This window comes from Methanobrevibacter sp., from assembly GCF_045116495.1.
In the GTDB taxonomy this organism is placed as follows: Archaea; Methanobacteriota; Methanobacteria; order Methanobacteriales; family Methanobacteriaceae; genus Methanocatella.
In genome coordinates this window covers 1-18,150 of the sequence record NZ_JBGULU010000172.1, presented here as the reverse complement: position 1 = coordinate 18,150, position 18,150 = coordinate 1, and the positions used below count along the sequence as shown (strand labels likewise).

Below are 18,150 nucleotides of genomic sequence, written 5' to 3'. Positions count from 1 at the left end.
TGTTATTGTTGTTTTGTCCGTTTTGGTTTGTGTTTTGGTTGTTATTGTTATTTTGGTTGTTATTGTTATTTTGGTTGTTATTTTGGTTGTTATTTTGGTTGTTATTGTTGTTGTTCTGGTTGTTGTTATTGTTGTTTTGTCCGTTTTGGTTTGTGTTTTGGTTGTTATTGTTATTTTGGTTGTTATTGTTGTTGTTCTGGTTGTGATTGTTGTTGCTAGTATTTGTTTCATTTACATTATTATCATGGGAATTCTCTTCGATAACTGTTGTGTTTGTCAGATTGGCATCGCCGCTAATCATGGAGCTTAGTGGTTTGTCAAATATTGAGTTTGCAACAGTAACATTGCCGTTGCTTGAAGATATTGCACCTCCGTAATTCGCCACATTATTGATGAACCTGCTGTTTTCAACATTAACGTTGGCTTTTTCTGAGTATATTGTGCTGGATGCATATGCAGTATTGTTTGTTAAAATGCAGTCTGAAACTGAAGCGTTACAATTCACTATAAATATTGATCCACTACGGTATGTTGCACTATTGGATGTAAAATTGGTTTTTTCAACAGTAAGGTTTGTACTGCTTGAATACAATACTCCTCCGTCTTTTGCAATATTGTTTGTGAACTGGCTATTTTCAACAGTAACGTTTGCATTTTCTGAGCAAATTGCACCTCCTTCTTTAGCAGCATTATTTGTAAAATTGCTGTTTTTAACAGTAACGTCAGCATTTTTGAAATATATTGCGCCACCTGGAGGAGAATAATAGTATCCTGAATATGCGCTGTTGTTGGCGAAATTGGAATTGATAATCTGGACTTTGCCGTTGCGTGCATATACGGCACCGCCAAAATCGGCAGTATTATTAATGAAATTGCTATTTTCAATATTTGTGTCGCCATGTGAGTATATTGCACCACCAAATCCCATGTCTCTGGCAGAAATATTGATGAAGTTGCTTTTTATCACGGAAAGATTGCCGTAGTTTGAATATATTGCGCTGCCGCAATTTTTGAATTTGTTTGTGAAATTTGAACCGGTTGCGGTAATGTTGGCGTGCTCAGAATGTATTGCGCTGCCGTCAGTTGCAAAGTTATCTTCAAATTTGCTGTTTTCAACATAAACATTGCCTCCAAGGGAGTTTATTGAAGCACCATATTTTGCAGTATTGTTGATGAAACGGGACTGTATAACGGAAAGACTACTGTTATATGAATATATTGAACCGCCGGAATAGCTTGCGGTATTGTTGTTGAAATGGGATCTTTTCAGCGAAAGATTGCCGTTGTCCGAATAAATGGAACCTCCATTATAAGCCAAATTGTCTTCAAAATTGGAATCTTCTACGGAAATGTCACTGTTTGAGGAATATATTGCACCGCCACTTTTTAAGGTAACATAATATGAATTTACACTGTTATTTTTGAAACTGCACTCTCTGACTTTTGCAGTACCTCCATTAACATATATTGCTCCGCCGTTAGGAGGATGACCTTTGGCGTATAGGGTATTGTTTGTAAAAATGCATTTTTTAGTGGTTAAATTGCAGTTATCGGCATAGATTGCACCTCCATTTGGAGTTCGTTCTGTCGAATTTGCCCCATTTTTGTCGAATATGCATTCTCCAAGGTTTACACTGCACTTATTGGCATATATTGCTCCTCCTTTTGGAGAATTGTATTTGGTATACAGCTTGTTGTTTTTGAAACTGCACTTTGTTGCGTTCAGATTTGAGTTTTCTGCATATATTGCGCCGCCATAAGGAGGATACTTGTCAGTATCAATGATATTGCTTATGAAATTGCAGTCTGCAAGAATAATGTTGTCGTTTTGTGATGATACTGCGCCGCCCTTGATAGCATAGTTACTGATGAAATCACAATCTTCAATTGAAATGTTGTTACTATTTGAGAATATTGCACCGCCAAATGGAGCTGTTTCACCATTCTTTACAGTATTTTCTATGAAATTACATTTCATGACATGAATGTTACTGTTGTTTGCAAATATTCCTCCTCCATCATAGAAGAAATAATCAGAAATCACAATGCGGTGATGGTAATTCCTGTAGCATGTATTGTTTGTAAACTCACAGTTCGCTATGACAACATTAACGTCTCCGTTTGAGAATATTGCACCTCCTTTGACTGCAATGTTGTCTTTAAACGTGCAGCTTTCGAAATGGCTCTTGGAGTTGTTCGAATATATTGCGCCACCTCTGTTATTTGCAATATTATTCACAAATCTGCAATTCACAATGGAATCATTGTCTGACTCTGAATATATTGCACCTGCATTACCGAAATAGTATTTCATGGTATTGCCTGTGAAAACACAATCCTCAATGGAAAGATTGCCGTCGATTGAATATATGGCTCCGCAGTGAAGGATTCCGGTATTGTTTGTAAAACTGGAATCATTGAAGGTAATGTCGCTGTTTTGAGCATATATTGCTCCGCCGTGGACTGCCATGTTGTTTGTGAAACTGCAGTTTTTGAAATAGATTGTACTGTTGGTTGAGTATATTGCGCCGCCGTCATATCCGACATTGCTTGTGAAGGTACAGTTTATGAATGACACGCTGGCATTGACCATATAGATTGCTGCGCCGATATTGGTTTCCCGATTTCCATTCTTGAACTTGATGTTTGCAAAGGTTACATTCTTTCCGGTAATCCTGAATATTCTTGCAATGTCTCTTGCGTCAATTGTATGTCCCTTTCCGTTTATTGTCAATGATTTTTTAATCATTATTCCCTTCTTGAGGCTGGAATCATTGTTGGTGTAGACGTAATCTTTTTTAAGCGTTATTTCCGTGTTTTTCTTTATCAGTGTGTTCAGATTTGTAAATGTCTTCTGTGAACTGGTCAGCGGGGTTGGCTCTTGATGTTCTGTCTGGTTTATGTCTTTTCTATATCCGAAAACCTGCACCAGATAGATCAGGTTTCCATACTTGTATGCGCCAATTCCCATGCAGTTCCAACTGCTTGAAAGCATGTTCTGTCTGTGTTCCTGGTTGGCATAGGAATTACACTCTTCTTCCAGTATTTCCATAATCTGCTGCCATACGTATGCCGATCCGATGTTTTCGCCACCGGCATATGAAGGATATGCTGTAGACCAGGAGGTGCCGTCTGGACGTGTATGGTCTTTTGCATTGGGATCAAACAGTTCCTTTGCCCTTACCTTTGCACCTTCTTCAAGACCTTCATCTCTTATTAGGGGTTGCAGCTGGTTGTTTTCATTTGTATTGAAATATTTTATTGTTGTGTCATCTGATTTCCAGTACCACACGCCCTTTTCGGTTCTGAAGGAATTCAGATAATCATATGCCTCTGACATGTCAACAAAGCAACCATCATCACAATATTCTCCCTCTCCATTGTCATCTTCCAACAGTTCATTAACTGTTTCATTGGAATATCCGGCAATTGATTCATCATTAATAGCTGGAGATTCAATTGCCACATCTTCATTTACCGTCAATTCTTCAATGGTTCCATTGTCCTGCGATGCACTGACTGTACTCGCTCCAATGGTTAATATAACTAATAATAATGCTATTAAAACAATATTTTTAAACTTCATCATATCCCTTCATTATTTACTATGATATATTTTCTGGACATGGAAGTTATTTATAGAAATATTATTGATTTGATAATAAAAACCGGTATTTTCGCCAATTTCGACTCTTTCAAAAACTTTGTTGATTTGAAATGTTTTGATGAAAATTAGTTTTGAATTTTAATTCTGTTTAAAAATAGTTAAATTTAATAAATAGGTGGAGTGAAAGTTTTTATCATGCCAAATCAAAAAAATTTACTCCAAATAGTATTTTAGATGTTAAACAATATATATTTTGTGATTTTGATGATGGATTTGTCTTGTCAGATCCTCGTTTTGTGAAGTTATTTAAATCCTGTCAAAAAGTTTTTAAATCATTTGATTTGAGTTTTAAAAAGGATGTTCCGTATTTTAAATTGAGTGTTGCCCGATGTCCACATTGTGGGACCCGTCATGTTGTAAAATATGGATTTACTAGTAGAACATTGGTGTTTAAAGAAATAGGTAAAACTAAGGTTAAGGTTCAGCGTTATATTTGTAAACGTTGTGGTAAGACCTTTCAAACTGATTTAACAAGTCTTGTTGATAAAAATAGCAATTTTACTAATGAATTGAAAAGTGAATCTGAACATTTAATTTCAGATTATTTGGGAAGTTTAAAAAATGTTTGTAAATCGTTCAAAAAGTTTTTTGGAATCAGTGTTTCACATCAAACGATTGAAAATTGGTTTTTTGTCAATGAAAATATTTTAGAATTCGATTTAGATCGCTGCTCAGGATATTATGTCTTTGATGTTGAATGGATTAAAATTAATGGAAAATGGAAATATCGCCATACGCTATTGGATGCTATTTCCAATTGCATTGTAGCCGATGCAATTTATGATACAGAAGATGAAACAACTGTTGAAAACTTTTTAAAAGAATCAACGGCAAATAAAAACAAAAAAGCAATCACCACTGATTTGGACAGCAAATATCCTCAGATTATCACAAAATTAGGTTTTAAACATCAATTATGTATTTTTCATGCTAAAAAAAGTTTAAATAAACAATTAAAAGGTTTCAAAGACAAATTTCATCTTTCTGAGGAAGAATACGAAGAATGCCACCAACAACTGAAAATAATCAAAAATTTATTTGATTTAAACGATTATGATGAAGCTGAAAAAGAATTACAATCTTTAATTTTTCGTAAAAATGAATTTCATCCCGTAATTTATGAAATAATCAGAAAATCAATTTCCCCAAGATATAAAAGCTTCATTTATCACCTAAAAGATAAACGAATTGAAAAAACAAGCAACAAAATAGAAAATGCTTTTCAAAAAACAATGCCAAAATCAAGAAAACGAATATTCAAGATCACACGGGTGTTTTAAAACGAATCTATCGCAGAGATCTAATTTGGAATGACAACCGCAAAGGGGATTTAGAAAATCAACAAAGTTTTTGAAAGAGTCCCAATTTCAGTTAAAAATAAATACATTGCATTCAATACTTTATGTTAGTATGATTGTCAGAAAATTCAGACCCACAGATTTAAAGAGAGTTTATGAAATTGAAAACATGTCATTCAACCAGTCCTATGGCATTCAGATATTTCAGCAATTGTACGAGATGGGCATAGGTTTTCTTGTAGCCGAGGAACATGATTATGTAATAGGATATGTTATGTTCTGGCTTAAATATGAAAATCAGGGCCACATCATTTCCATCGCCGTTGATAAGGACTATCGCAGAAAAGGATATGGAACTCAGCTTTTGGCAAAGGCCATTGGTGTTCTTTTTTTGATTACCGATACGATTTATCTTGAAGTAAGGGCATCCAATATAGGTGCAATAGAGTTTTACAAACAGTTCCAGTTCAAGCAGGATCGCATTGTTCCGGGTTATTATGAAACAGGCGAAGATGCAGTGATATTGTATCTAAAGTCTCAGAGAGGTCATGTTTCCCGAAATTAGCTGCTTGTATTGTGCAATAGCGTCTGGGGGAATATTTCCGGTAGCATACAGAACGGCTATCAGGACTATGTAAAATCCGAAGATGGCCAATTGGATAAATCCGTGCTTTTTAAGGCTTCTGTCTTTTCTGGTGATGAGGTATATTGCTATAATCAATCCGACAAGGCCGCCCAGAATTGAGAAAAGATAACCCAAATAAACAAGAATGGTGTTGAATCTGGATTTTTGGGGTTGGGTTTCCTGGCTTTCACTGGTTCTTTTTATAACAATTGGATTGATGTAGCTGTTGTTTTCAAGCTGGTTTTTCAATAGAAGAGGGGTTCCACATTTTACGCAAAAGTCAGCTTCATCAGGATTGTTATATCCGCATAATGGACAAGTGTGAGGATCATGTTCTATTTTGGGAAATTCATATCCGCATTTTATACAAAATCCGTAAATGTCATCACTTGTTGAACCGCATTGCGGGCATCTTCTAAAAACCATACTATCACTTACTTATAATTAATAAAAATTAGTTTATATACTTTTTTAATTTGATTTTTAGAGATGTTTTAAAAAAAGTAGAAGAATAGGCATTATCCTATTTCTTCTTTTTCATGATAAAAATTCCGCCGGCAATTCCAAGCAGGGCACCTATTACAATTCCGATAACCAATGGAATTCCAAAGCTTGATTCCTGTTGAACATTTCCGGTTGGAGCATTCATAATGTCCTGAAGTCCCTGTTTGATGGTGTCATTGTTAACATCATCTACAACGATTATTCGTTTAGACAATTCTTGATGATCTTTCAGGAAGTTATTTGCAGTATCCTGGTAAGCTACAAATAGCATTCTTTTGTTTGTGTTGTTTATACTATGTTCCAGAATGTGTGCCACTTCATCTTCTGATGTAAATTTATACACACTAATATTTATTCCGTTGGTGTCTGCAATGTCTTTAACGAGTATTCCGTTGGTGTCATTTGCAACAACCATAGTGTCTGCTGTTACATCAACTCCGTGGGAGGATACTGCAGCAGCACCAAAAATCAGAACCAGCATTAAAATTAATATTTTCAGATATTTCATTTTATCTCCCTTTATATTTTGTTTATTTCAATTATTTCCGGTTTGGTTTTTTCTATAGCAGTTATTATAACTACATTTGCAAATCCTTCAATAATGGATATGAATAAGTAAAATGGAACTAATGTTGAAAGCAGTATGTCGAAATTCATTGCGCCTGAAATCAGCAGGATTGCCACCTGTCCGAATGTTGCAAACATAATTCCAATTATTGTTGATGCGAATATCGCTACCTTTTCATTCAGGTAACCGAATATCCTGTAAAATCCATATGTAACAATGGACAATATGAAACCCATCACAAGGAAATTTGCACCTAATGAAGTTATTCCACCCATATTCAATACCAATGCTTGCATAATTAGGGTTACAAATGATACTATTGTGCTTGACAGAGGACCTAATATGATTGCTATTAGAGGTATTAAAAAGAAGTGTATCGGAACGCCGAGTGGTGAAGGAACTGATACGGAGGTAACAACCATCGTAAATACGCTAAAAAGGGCTATTGATATTATTCTTTTTTCCTTGTTTTCGTCTTTCGAAAATTTGTATAGAAATATTGAGATGATTATTAAAGTAATAATCCAGTATATTATTGCCTGTTCAAAACTTATGATTCCATCGGGTAAGTGCAAGTTATCACCTTATTTCGGTTTCATCATAAGATTTGAAGTAATACTATATAATATCATTTCGTATTATCTTTTCTCCTATTTTCCCAAATAAGTATTACTGATTGAACAAAATCTTATTTTTTTAATATTTTTCAGATGTTTTTTTAACATTTTTTTTAAAATAATAATTTTAAATATTTTCTTAAATTATCTGTTTTGGTTAATGGAGGGAACAATTATAATTAAATTCGAAAAAAAGTATAGTATTACTTTTTATTTTTGTAATACTCATTCTGATTTATATAACAATGTTAATGTATTGATTTGAAGTTAATATATTCAGATTGAAGGTCTTTCAAAAATTAGGTATTAGATTCTTTAAATATGTGTTAAACTAGAATTTTTAATCCTAATTTAACACCTTTTCAAATTTTGGAGGCTAATTTTAGGTAAACCTAAAAACTATCCTCAATCTATTATAAGCTTTAAAAGTATATAAATGTTTTTATTATTATAATAATGGATTTGTATCAACTATTTTCATTTTAATTTTTTTTTTATAGGTTTTTTCATTGCAATCCAAATGAGATAATCTATTTTTTTCCTTTAAAAAAATATTACTTTATCATAAAATTGTATAACATTGTTAATTAATACTATGTTTTATGTCTATTTATGATTAGTTATGTTAGGGGTATTGGTGAATTTAAAATCGGTTTTTAGCTCAAAGGGGAATTTTAATTTATGCTTCTAAACTTTTAAAAATTCATGAATGGTTAAAATAGTATTACTTTTTTACATATTTTTGCTATTATAGTAATAATTAACTTTATATGTTTATTACTAATAACATTAATGTGATATTCTATATTTTTTTTATGTAGTATATCATTTTTCAAATTTTGGAGGCGATATTATTAAAAAACAGGTTGTTTTGTTTATCACACTGATTGCATGTTTAATGCTTGTAGTCGGTGCGGTATCTGCAGAAGATGCAGTTGCCATTTCTGATTCTCAAAACAGTCTTCCTTTAGGTAATGATATCTCAGATGCTGTTGCTGAAGCTGATGATTCCTCTGCACTTGCAGATGATTCAAATGGTGTATCTTCTAAAGGCACTGATCCGGTTTCAGTAAATGTAAAAGTTAATTACGAATATGCTGATGATACAGGTAAATTGGTTCCTGATTTTTATGTGGTGTCCAATGATAAATATCTCAATTTCACTAAAAAGCTTGATTCAAACAATAACTATATTTTGAACGTGGAAAATTTCAATGGAGATAAATTGAACATCACCGCTATGACTGCAGGTTATGGCAGTGAAGTAAAAGTCATTAACGGTGCTGATTTAACCAAACTCATTTCCTTTGATTTAAAAGCTAGTGAAGCTTATAAATTAGGAAGAACTGTTACTGAAATTGCTGATAGTAAATTAGATTTTAAAAACGCTGATGATGTTCTTGCAATAACTACTGCAGGACTTGCAAAATTAAATGGTGTAACTAGTGAAGATGCAATGGAAGCCATTGTTAATTATGGAAAAGTATCTTACAGCAATGTTTTGATGTTACGTCAAAGTGCTGTTGATCCGATTGACTTCGCTTTCATCACTAAAAAAGGAAAAGAATTAAAAGCTATTGTTTTCCAAAATGCATCAACCAAATATTCCTATTTAGGAACCATATCTCAGGATATGACTAAATCTCAATGGAATAAATATTATAATGCAGTCATTGGTGAAAACGCATGGGCATTTGCAAGTTTGGCAAATGGTTGGTCTGCCGGTGTTTCAAGAGAAATACTTCAAGAGGCTGCTTTCCATGGTCACATTTGTGAAGGTACATTAGGCGGATACAGTATTATTCAAGCTTTATTAAAATACTACCCTCCTGAACAGGAAACCAACCCTGGAGGTGTTGGATCTCCGGCAGATATTACTGCTTTTAAAGTACTTGGTGTTCCAGGCGGATCTGATGACGATGCAGCTTTATTCTTTTTAGACGATACAATTGGTAAAACCGGATATGTTGGTATGAATACCACCTACACCGGAGCTACTGAAAATATGCTTGGTTTTATTAAATGGAATTCAAAAACAAAATCTGGTGATTTAATCATCATGTCCTTTAATTCAACCAATGTCAAAAAACTTTTCACTAAAGAAACTAAAATAAACCCTGACGCAGGTAGTTTAGAAGAATTAAAATACAATTCCTGGTGGATTAACAAAATAAATACAAATCCTGAAAAATTAGTAGACTTCTTATATGAATTTTCCGGATTAAATCAAGAGCAATACAATTACTTAATGGGAACTACTGACAATGTAACCTACGACGGCGAACCATTCGATTATGGTATGGACGGTCATGGTCTTGATTTGGACTACATCTTGTCATTAAACCTCCCTAGTGCTAAAAGAGCATCTACCGATAATGCTCAAGGCAAATTAACTGATGCCCAAATTAAACAGATTGGTATTGATGCTGCTAAAAAAGCTAAAGAAATAATTAAAGAAGAATTAGGTATTGATGTTGACCGTGATGATGTTGATTTCCTCGCTTTAACAGATGCAGGATATGCTTTCTTAAACGGCCAAGACACTGTAATTGCACGTGATGGTCTTTATGAAGAGTTAGGTGGAACATTATTTAGTCAAAATGTAATGAGCCTTCACCAAGCTGTATGGAAACCATTATGGTTCGCATTTGCATTCCGTTACCCTGATTCTAATGCAGTCAACATGCTTTACTTAAGATACAATCCTGATACAAACGACTTCTTTGTCGGCACACTTGACGGCGATAAGATTGTCGATATCGGATTTGAAACCTTAAACAACAGCACTAAATTAAGAGCTATTGAAAAATCTTTTGTTCCTGATGGGAATTGGTTCAACGTACAATCTATTATAAATGCATGGAATGAGCATCCGTTATATGACCAGATGTCAACTTTCCTATACCATGCACACGTATGTCCTGGTGTACAACCTGGATTCTTCATAACTGACCATATCTTAAATGAATATCCGTTAGGTGAAAACGAATCCTATACTTACATTGCTTCCAGTATCTACTGTAAAGATGACAGTTTAACCTATCTATTGGACTTATCTCCAGGTTTAGGTTCTTACTATGTTCAAAAATTGCCTAGTAACGAAACTGTATCTGAATATGTGGATGGCGGAACTCAAGAGGGTATTATTGTCGTATGGGATGACAACCTTAAAGTAGGTAGAGCATCAATTGTAAGCTTTAAATGGGCAACCATTGATAACAGCATGTACAGTACTTCAGAAGCAAAACGTGCAGCTCAAATCAAAGCATACATTGACATGTATGCAGGTACCGAGAATCCAAACATCAAAGCACTCCCTGTCGTATCAACAGATTGTGAAAAATGGATTAATGAAGAACAGTATAATATGTTGAAACAAGGTTCTGGTGATGATTATAATGCTATCACTTACTTGAAGAGCTTGGACAATGTTACTAAAGAAGACTTATTGAAATCCATGGAAGATACCTCTAAAAGTAATTCCAATGGCAAATCAAACAATAACGGTAATTCCAATAGCAATGCTAACAGTAATTCCAATAGCAATGCTAACAGTAACTCCAACTCCAACAGTAATTCAAATAATCAAGAAACTCAGACAACATACAGTCCTTCATACACAAGCAGTGTTGGAACTTCTGGAGATGTAGCTACTGAATCTCCAGTAACTGACGATGCAGCTCAAGATGATTCTTCTGACAATAAGAAAGATGATTCAAAAGGCTCTTCAAAATCTTATGAAGTTTCTAAATCTCCAGCAACAAAATCTGCTGATTCAAACAGTTTGATATATGCATTAATTGGTGTGGTCGCTATCGGCGCTGTACTTGGTTTCGGTTATATGAGACGTGGTAAAAAATAGATTTCAAATATTAATAACTCTTTTGAGTTATTATTTTTTTTATTTTTTTAGGTAGGTTAAATTTAATTAAATGATGATATTCATGTTGTTATTTTATTAGATTTAATTTATTGGTAATAATGGTGATAAAATGAGATATAAATATCTGGCATTTTTGATTTCAATTATTTTTATTGTATCATTTGCTACAACTGCTGTATGTTCCCATCCTGGGCACGGTTCGGAATATGTTGAAGAAGTAACTTCATCTGATGTTTCTGCACCTTCAAGCAGTTCCAGTTCAAGTTATTCTTCAGATTCTTCTTCCAGCGAATCCAGTTCATCTTCATCTGGTTCAGGTTCATCATATGAATCAGGGTCCTCTGGAGGTTCATCTTCATATTCATCTGGCTCTTCAGGTTCAAGTTCCGTTTCATCTTCTTCAGACGGTTCAACTTCCGCACAGGATTCATCATCAGAAGGGGATGCAGGTTCATCTTCAAATCATGAAAAGGCAAACAATACAAATAAAAATGTAACAAACAATACAAATCAGTCCGGTGAAAAGGTTGTTGAAGATAATGGCTTATTTACAATGGGCAATATCCTTCTTCTAATTGTTGCATTGCTGGGAGGGTTTTTCATAGCGGTTATTATATCAAAATTCTTAATTAAATAAATTGGCGATATCATGGCTTTTAGTTTATTGTGGTCTTTCGGGCTAATCATTTCAATATTGATTTTTGCCGTTGCCATCGGTTTTTGTCTTGGCTACGCAGGGATTTCCAGAAAATCTTTGGCAATTGTATCTATTGGTTCGATAATATGCACATTTATATTGGTTTATGCAATTAATCTATTTAAAAATCAATTAAATTTGGTTATGGGTGCCTATAACTATCTTTTATTGTTTTTAATTGCGTTCGTTATGATGTTTATCGGATATTCGATTAATAAACATGATGAAGACAAACGAAATTTCACAAAGGCAATTTCATTGTCATATTTATGTTTTATGCTGACTGTAGTGATGTGTGTCGGTTCGAAAGAATCATTGTTTGGATTGGATTCTTTACAGATTAGCTTATTGACAGCGGTTCTGTTTGGATTGGTTATGGTTATGGTATTTTTCGGCTGCAGAAAGTTCAACATTATTGATGTTTCCTATAACTCTTTGGGGAGCATGTATTTCATATTGGGAATCTATTGTCTGGTGGTTTCCCTGTTCCTTCCGAATATCATCGGATTGAATATGGATGATATGAGGCCAATAAATGTGGTTTCATTGCAGTCTGTTGCAATCACTATCATTTTATTGATTGTGGTAATTGTGTTGGGCTTGGTGTATTACAAGAAAAATACGTTATTAAAATGATTAAATTTATGTTAAAAGTAGTTATGTGGTGATTTTTTATGGTGGCAATTCCTGGAAGTGAATTTTTGACTGCGGCTTTAAATGTCGTATCTCAAAGTTTACAGATTCCGGTAATTATATTTTTATTATTATTTGCAATTTTTGCGGTTTTTGCATTTGGAGGTCTTATTTCAGATTATAGGAGCCGTATAAAATTAACTCGTGAATACAAGGAAAAACTAGTATTTTCTTTGGTTAATGCAAGTTCTGTTGACAGTCTCATAGACATCGTTAACGGTTCTGAGATTTATGACAATCAGAAGGAAGTTTTGTTAAAAATAATCAATGCACATTCCTTATCCTCAGATTCCCGTGAGGCTTGGGCCTTGAATTTGATTGAAGAAGAGGAAGTTGCAATGGCCAAATCTCTTGAAAGGGTAGATATCGTTACCCGTATAGGTCCTACTCTCGGTTTGATGGGTACTTTAATCCCAATGGGTCCGGGTCTTGCAGCATTGGGGAGCGGTGATGTTACAACATTGGCAAATGCGATTATTGTTGCATTCGACACTACCGTTGTTGGTATCGGTGCGGGTGCTGTTGCTTATGTAATATCAAAAATAAGACGCAGATGGTATGAAGAGTATTCTTCCAACCTTCAATTGTTTGTAAATGCTGTTTTGGAGAATTTGAATAAATAGGTTGATGTTCATGATAAAAAGAAAAAAAGGCAAATTTTTATCTCAGGGTGAAGAAGATCCTATGGCAGGAACATCAAATCTTGTTGATGCGATGCTGGTCATTGCCGTTGGACTTTTGGTGTTTCTGGTAATCTCATGGAATATGCAGAATATAGTATTCAATGAGAATATGGATGAGCAGCAAAAACAAAAGGTAAGAAATGCGATTCAGGAAGTCTCTCAGCTTGACCAGGGTCAGGAATTGAATGAGACTCCAGACATCAGTAAGTCTTCAGGAGACGGATTTACCGAAATGGGTAAAGTTTACAGAGACTCGGATACGGGTAAACTAATCATGGTTGAAGGTTAATTGAATTAACCTCTCCTTAAACTTTTTTTAGATAATTATATTAAACTTGCAAGATATATTAAAATTAATGATTGAAAAGATAGAAATCACGCAGCGCTTTAATTTCAAGCGTCTTAACAGACATTATGAATGTTTCACAATAGATTTTTTAAACAATTCCGGTTATTATAAGATTTCAGAGCGTGGAAGCGGTGACAAGTTTCTCTCTGAAAGTCCGCTCTGTGATGATTCGTGGATTGATATTCTTGTGGATTTGAGACGCAATATGACAAGTGAAATCCGCACATTCGACTTTAAAAAGGCAGATGAGTTTCTGTGTGATTTCAGTGAGCTGAAGCTGTTTGAGGATTTTGAAAGTGAAAAATTTCTGCTTTTCGAAAAGCTTGAGCTGATTTATTCCTGTGTGGTCATCATCTATTCAACTGACGGATATCATGAATACAGTTTTAAAAACAATTTTCCAAAAAATTGGATTCGATTTGGTGGGATTCTCGAAAAGCTGGTCGGTTTTGACGTTCTGCATCTGAATTATCAAAAGCAGTTTGCAACACCATTGTATCATGACATTCGAAAGGATGGTGTTTACATTAACGATGAGAAGCTAGCTATTAAATCCATTGAATTTGGCCATTACAGAACTTATCCGTATGATTTGCCCCATCCAAGATTGATTGCTGATTTTAAGGATAGGGAAATTCACGGTTATATTGAAAAGGAACTTGAATCTGCCGATGAAGAGTTAATCTTAAACCTGTTTGAGAAATATCACGTTTATAAATGGATTTTCAGAGAGTATCACAGAAAATCCATCGCCCGAGATCCTGATGATTTGGAAGGATATGACTGGTATCTGGAAATTGTATTTGAAGGCAGTGTCATCTGGCATCTGTTCGGATACAACGATTATCCTGACACCTATGTCCATTTGGGCAGCGAAATCAAAGAGATTACTGATATGGATTTGCTTGAAATTGGAACAATTTCTCCAGAGGATATTAAGTTATTTTATGAATTCGGTGATGAAATTTTATTCTAAAAGCTATTTTTTCATTACTTATTTATAGTATTAAAAAGATAATTATTACTATTATATTAATTTAATTTTTATAGGGGATAACATGGCTGATGTATCATCAAAAGAATTATATGAATTTAAAAAAGCTTTAAAAGAATTGGCACAAAAGAAAGGCAGAGGTACAGAGCTTGTTTCCGTTTACATTCCACCTGATAAGCAATTAAGTGATGTCGGTAAGCACATGAGAGATGAGCTTGGCCAGAGTGCAAACATCAAGAGTAAACAAACAAGAAAAAATGTGCAGTCTGCTATTGAAGTAATCTTACAAAGGATCCGTTTATACAAACAACCTCCGGAACACGGTTTGGTCATGTTTGTTGGAATGATTCCTAAAGGAGGTCCTGGAACCGAGAAAATGGAAACCTACGTTCTTGAACCGCCTGAACCTGTCACAACATATTGGTATAAATGTAACAATGAGTTTTTCCTCGAGCCTCTTGAATATATGATTGAGGAAAGGGATACCTATGGTGTAGCTGTTATCGATAGAAGGGAAGCTACAATAGCATCAATGAAAGGTAAAAAAATCAATGTATTGACTCATATTACAAGTGGTGTTCCTGGAAAGCATAAGGCTGGTGGACAGTCTCAGAGAAGGTTCGACAGGGTTATTGAACAAGCGGCTCACGAGTTCTTAAAACGTATTGGGGATCACATGAACGATGATTTTCTCCCTTTAAAAGATGATTTGAAAGGTATCATTATTGGAGGACCTGGTTTTACTAAAAATGACTTTGCTGATGGTGATTATCTTAACTATGAGCTTAAACAAAAAATATTGACCATAGAAGACACTTCCTATACTGGAGATTTTGGTATTCGCGAAGTAATTGAAAAATCCGCTCCTGTTTTAAGTGATTTGGATGTAATTCATGAAAAACAGACAGTTCAAAGATTCTTAAAGGAATTAATTAATGATAAAGGACTTGCTTCTTATGGTGAGGCGGAAGTCAGGAATAATTTAACTATCGGTGCAGTCGATACTTTGCTTTTATCTGAAGATTTAACTGCAATGCGCAAAAGATTTGTCTGCCCTAACTGTGGGACCGATAAGGAATTCACTGTTAAAACTCAATCTGAAGCGGACAATATTGAAGAGAGATGTCCGAATTGTAATGAACTTTTAAAAGAAGAAGAATCTACTGATTTGGCTGATTACTTTGTTGAAAAGGCTGAAGAAATGAGTACAAATGTTGAGTTCATATCCACTGAAACCGATGAAGGTATGCAACTGTATAGGGCATTCGGTGGTATTGCTGCAATTTTGAGATATCATGTAGGACGTTGATTTGGATAGTTTTTTTTATCCAAATTCTTTTTTTTATTTATAATAATGGTTTAATCCTTCTTCACGGCGAATTTTATTTATCAATTGGAAAAATAAGTGTTTTGATACTTCTATTTCATTGTTCAGCTCAACATATAATGAGTACATTGTTCTGTTTTTCGCCAAATAACTTTCCTTTAGGGCATCATATTGACTTTTTGTGATTTTGGTTGTTGCCATAATTTTTCACCATTTTGTTATTTTGTATATCAATTTTTAAATTTCACTGTTTATTGTAGATTGATTTGTTAATTCTTATATATAAAGGAATATGCTTTTTTTATTTCTATATAATTTTGTTTAATATTTTATCTTCTATTGTTGTTTTTGTTCTAAATTTCACTGAACATTGTCGTAAATATTAAACACGGCAATTCGTTTTCCGACTCGGAATTTCATTGTTGGCAATCAATTTCCGACTTTGTACATCAATTAATTATTTTCACTATACATTTTGAATTATTATTTAAAAAGAATTATTTAAATTAATAATATTTTATTAATTTATTATATTATGTTTAGGATAATTATTGATTTTAATGAATAATATTCTAATATTCTAATAAATATTGAAAAATATTTAAATATAAGAAGTTTCAAATAATATATTATATTGTTAAAAAAATTTAATGATATTAAAATTAATCTAAATTTATTTTGGAGGAATATTTTTGTCATACGTAGATGAAGTAATTGAAACCATTATAGAACAAAACCCTTCCGAACCAGAATTCCACCAAGCAGTACGTGAAGTATTGGAATCATTAAGGGTTGTAATTGAAGAAAACGAAGACGAATACAGAAAAAATGCACTTCTTGAAAGATTAACCAATCCGGAAAGACAATTCAAATTCCGTGTCCCATGGGTAGATGACAACGGACAGGTACAAGTTAACACCGGATACAGGGTACAGTTCAACAGTGCAATTGGGCCTTACAAAGGCGGATTACGTTTCCACCCATCTGTAAATCTCGGTATTATTAAATTCTTAGGTTTCGAACAAATTTTCAAAAACTCCTTGACCGGCCTTCCAATTGGTGGAGGTAAAGGTGGATCTGACTTTGATCCTAAAGGAAAATCTGACAGAGAAATCATGGCATTCTGTCAATCTTTCATGACTGAATTATGCAAATACATTGGTGCAGATACTGATGTTCCTGCAGGGGATATCGGTGTAGGTGGCCGAGAAATCGGATTCTTATTCGGTCAATACAAAAGAATCAGAGGATTATACGAAGGAGTATTAACTGGTAAAGGATTATCCTTTGGTGGATCACTTGCAAGAACTGAAGCTACCGGATACGGATTATTATACTTCACAAACGCTATGTTAAAAGCAAACGACATTGACATTGCAGGAAAAACCATTGCAGTTTCCGGTGCAGGTAACGTAGCAACCTATGCAATCGAAAAAGCTCAACAATTAGGCGGAAATCCTGTAACCTGTTCCGATTCAACCGGTTGGATTTACGACCCTGAAGGAATCGACGTTGAGTTATTAAAAGAAATTAAAGAAGTAAGAAGAGAAAGATTAACTGCATATGCTGAAGCAAGAGAAAGTGCTGAATATCACGAAGGCAAAGGTGTATGGTCTATTAAATGTGACATCGCTCTTCCATGCGCTACCCAAAACGAATTGCAATTAGAAGATGCCAAAACATTAGTCGAAAACGGCGTACTTGCAGTTGCTGAAGGAGCAAACATGCCAACCACAATTGAAGCAACTGAATACTTGCAAGAAAACGGTGTATTATTCGCACCTGGTAAAGCATCCAACGCTGGTGGAGTAGCAACTTCCGCTCTTGAAATGTCTCAAAACTCAGAAAGATTATCCTGGACCTTTGAAGAAGTTGACGGCAGACTCCAAACTATTATGGAAACTATTTTCGCAAATGCTGCAGAAGCTGCTGAAGAATACGGCATGGACAAAAACTATGTTGCAGGAGCAAACATTGCAGGATTCAAGAAAGTAGTTGATGCAATGAATGCACAAGGAATCGTATAGATTTTCCTTGTTTCTTTTTTCTTTTTTTAATTTTCTTATAATTAGTTATATAGTTATTATATGATTTTTAACATTTTAATATTATTTTAACTTATTAAACTTTATTTTTTTCTTGTTTTTAAGCATGGGCCGGTGAAATAGTAAAACAAAAATTATTTATATGTCAATCGATAAATTTGTCATTGTGTTGCGAATATGAAATTTAGAAAAGAAATTAT

General features: G+C 34.1%; 15 protein-coding genes. 10 read left to right on the top strand and 5 right to left on the bottom strand.

The window, feature by feature from the left end; translation table 11 throughout:
- On the bottom strand, positions 1–3,586 hold a 3,586-nt coding region (locus ACJMLH_RS09395; RefSeq protein WP_405277028.1), incomplete at its 3' end, for a right-handed parallel beta-helix repeat-containing protein.
- Positions 3,587–3,885: 299 nt separating this feature from the next.
- On the opposite strand from ACJMLH_RS09395, the gene ACJMLH_RS09390 reads away from it, so the two are divergent.
- Together ACJMLH_RS09390 and rimI are read left to right on the top strand one after the other, a co-directional pair.
- On the top strand, positions 3,886–4,947 hold the full coding sequence (locus ACJMLH_RS09390; RefSeq protein ID WP_405277026.1) for a hypothetical protein: 1,062 nt from the start codon (positions 3,886–3,888) through the stop codon (positions 4,945–4,947).
- Between the two features lie 130 nt (positions 4,948–5,077).
- Positions 5,078–5,530: a ribosomal protein S18-alanine N-acetyltransferase gene (gene rimI, locus ACJMLH_RS09385; RefSeq protein ID WP_405277024.1), complete on the top strand. Its 453-nt coding sequence runs from the start codon at positions 5,078–5,080 to the stop codon at positions 5,528–5,530.
- Here the strand turns inward: rimI and ACJMLH_RS09380 are convergent.
- The 3 genes from ACJMLH_RS09380 to ACJMLH_RS09370 form a co-directional block, all read right to left on the bottom strand.
- The gene (locus ACJMLH_RS09380) at positions 5,495–6,016 is read right to left on the bottom strand and encodes a double zinc ribbon domain-containing protein (RefSeq protein WP_405277022.1); all 522 of its coding nucleotides are present in this window, start codon (positions 6,014–6,016) and stop codon (positions 5,495–5,497) included. The genes rimI and ACJMLH_RS09380 overlap by 36 nt on opposite strands.
- A 97-nt stretch (positions 6,017–6,113) precedes the next feature.
- Positions 6,114–6,602 (bottom strand): hypothetical protein, encoded by a 489-nt coding sequence (locus ACJMLH_RS09375; protein ID WP_405277020.1) that lies wholly within the window; start codon positions 6,600–6,602, stop codon positions 6,114–6,116.
- Between the two features lie 11 nt (positions 6,603–6,613).
- Positions 6,614–7,237, bottom strand: a complete 624-nt coding sequence (locus ACJMLH_RS09370; RefSeq protein ID WP_405277018.1) for an energy-coupling factor ABC transporter permease — start codon at positions 7,235–7,237, stop codon at positions 6,614–6,616.
- A gap of 913 nt (positions 7,238–8,150) precedes the next feature.
- On the opposite strand from ACJMLH_RS09370, the gene ACJMLH_RS09365 reads away from it, so the two are divergent.
- The 7 genes from ACJMLH_RS09365 to prf1 all read left to right on the top strand — a co-directional run bounded on the left by ACJMLH_RS09365 (position 8,151) and on the right by prf1 (position 15,887).
- Positions 8,151–11,141, top strand: coding sequence for an FmdE family protein (locus ACJMLH_RS09365; protein ID WP_405277015.1), 2,991 nt, complete (start codon positions 8,151–8,153; stop codon positions 11,139–11,141).
- Positions 11,142–11,271: 130 nt separating this feature from the next.
- Complete coding sequence (locus ACJMLH_RS09360; protein ID WP_405277012.1) at positions 11,272–11,799, top strand: hypothetical protein; 528 nt, start codon at positions 11,272–11,274, stop codon at positions 11,797–11,799.
- Between the two features lie 12 nt (positions 11,800–11,811).
- Positions 11,812–12,495 (top strand): DUF2162 family putative transporter, encoded by a 684-nt coding sequence (locus ACJMLH_RS09355; RefSeq protein WP_405277010.1) that lies wholly within the window; start codon positions 11,812–11,814, stop codon positions 12,493–12,495.
- Between the two features lie 38 nt (positions 12,496–12,533).
- Positions 12,534–13,175, top strand: a complete 642-nt coding sequence (locus ACJMLH_RS09350; RefSeq protein WP_405277008.1) for a MotA/TolQ/ExbB proton channel family protein — start codon at positions 12,534–12,536, stop codon at positions 13,173–13,175.
- A 10-nt stretch (positions 13,176–13,185) separates the two neighbouring features.
- Positions 13,186–13,524, top strand: coding sequence for a DUF2149 domain-containing protein (locus ACJMLH_RS09345; RefSeq protein ID WP_405277006.1), 339 nt, complete (start codon positions 13,186–13,188; stop codon positions 13,522–13,524).
- Between the two features lie 67 nt (positions 13,525–13,591).
- Positions 13,592–14,560, top strand: coding sequence for a hypothetical protein (locus ACJMLH_RS09340; protein ID WP_405277004.1), 969 nt, complete (start codon positions 13,592–13,594; stop codon positions 14,558–14,560).
- A gap of 82 nt (positions 14,561–14,642) precedes the next feature.
- Positions 14,643–15,887: a peptide chain release factor aRF-1 gene (gene prf1, locus ACJMLH_RS09335; protein WP_405277002.1), complete on the top strand. Its 1,245-nt coding sequence runs from the start codon at positions 14,643–14,645 to the stop codon at positions 15,885–15,887.
- A 33-nt stretch (positions 15,888–15,920) separates the two neighbouring features.
- Here the strand turns inward: prf1 and ACJMLH_RS09330 are convergent, their stop codons facing one another.
- Positions 15,921–16,106, bottom strand: coding sequence for a hypothetical protein (locus tag ACJMLH_RS09330; RefSeq protein WP_405277000.1), 186 nt, complete (start codon positions 16,104–16,106; stop codon positions 15,921–15,923).
- 491 nt (positions 16,107–16,597) lie between these two features.
- Here ACJMLH_RS09330 and gdhA point away from each other — a divergent pair, with 491 nt between their 5' ends.
- Positions 16,598–17,932 (top strand): NADP-specific glutamate dehydrogenase, encoded by a 1,335-nt coding sequence (gene gdhA / locus ACJMLH_RS09325; protein WP_295611870.1) that lies wholly within the window; start codon positions 16,598–16,600, stop codon positions 17,930–17,932.
- Positions 17,933–18,150 lie beyond the last annotated feature (218 nt).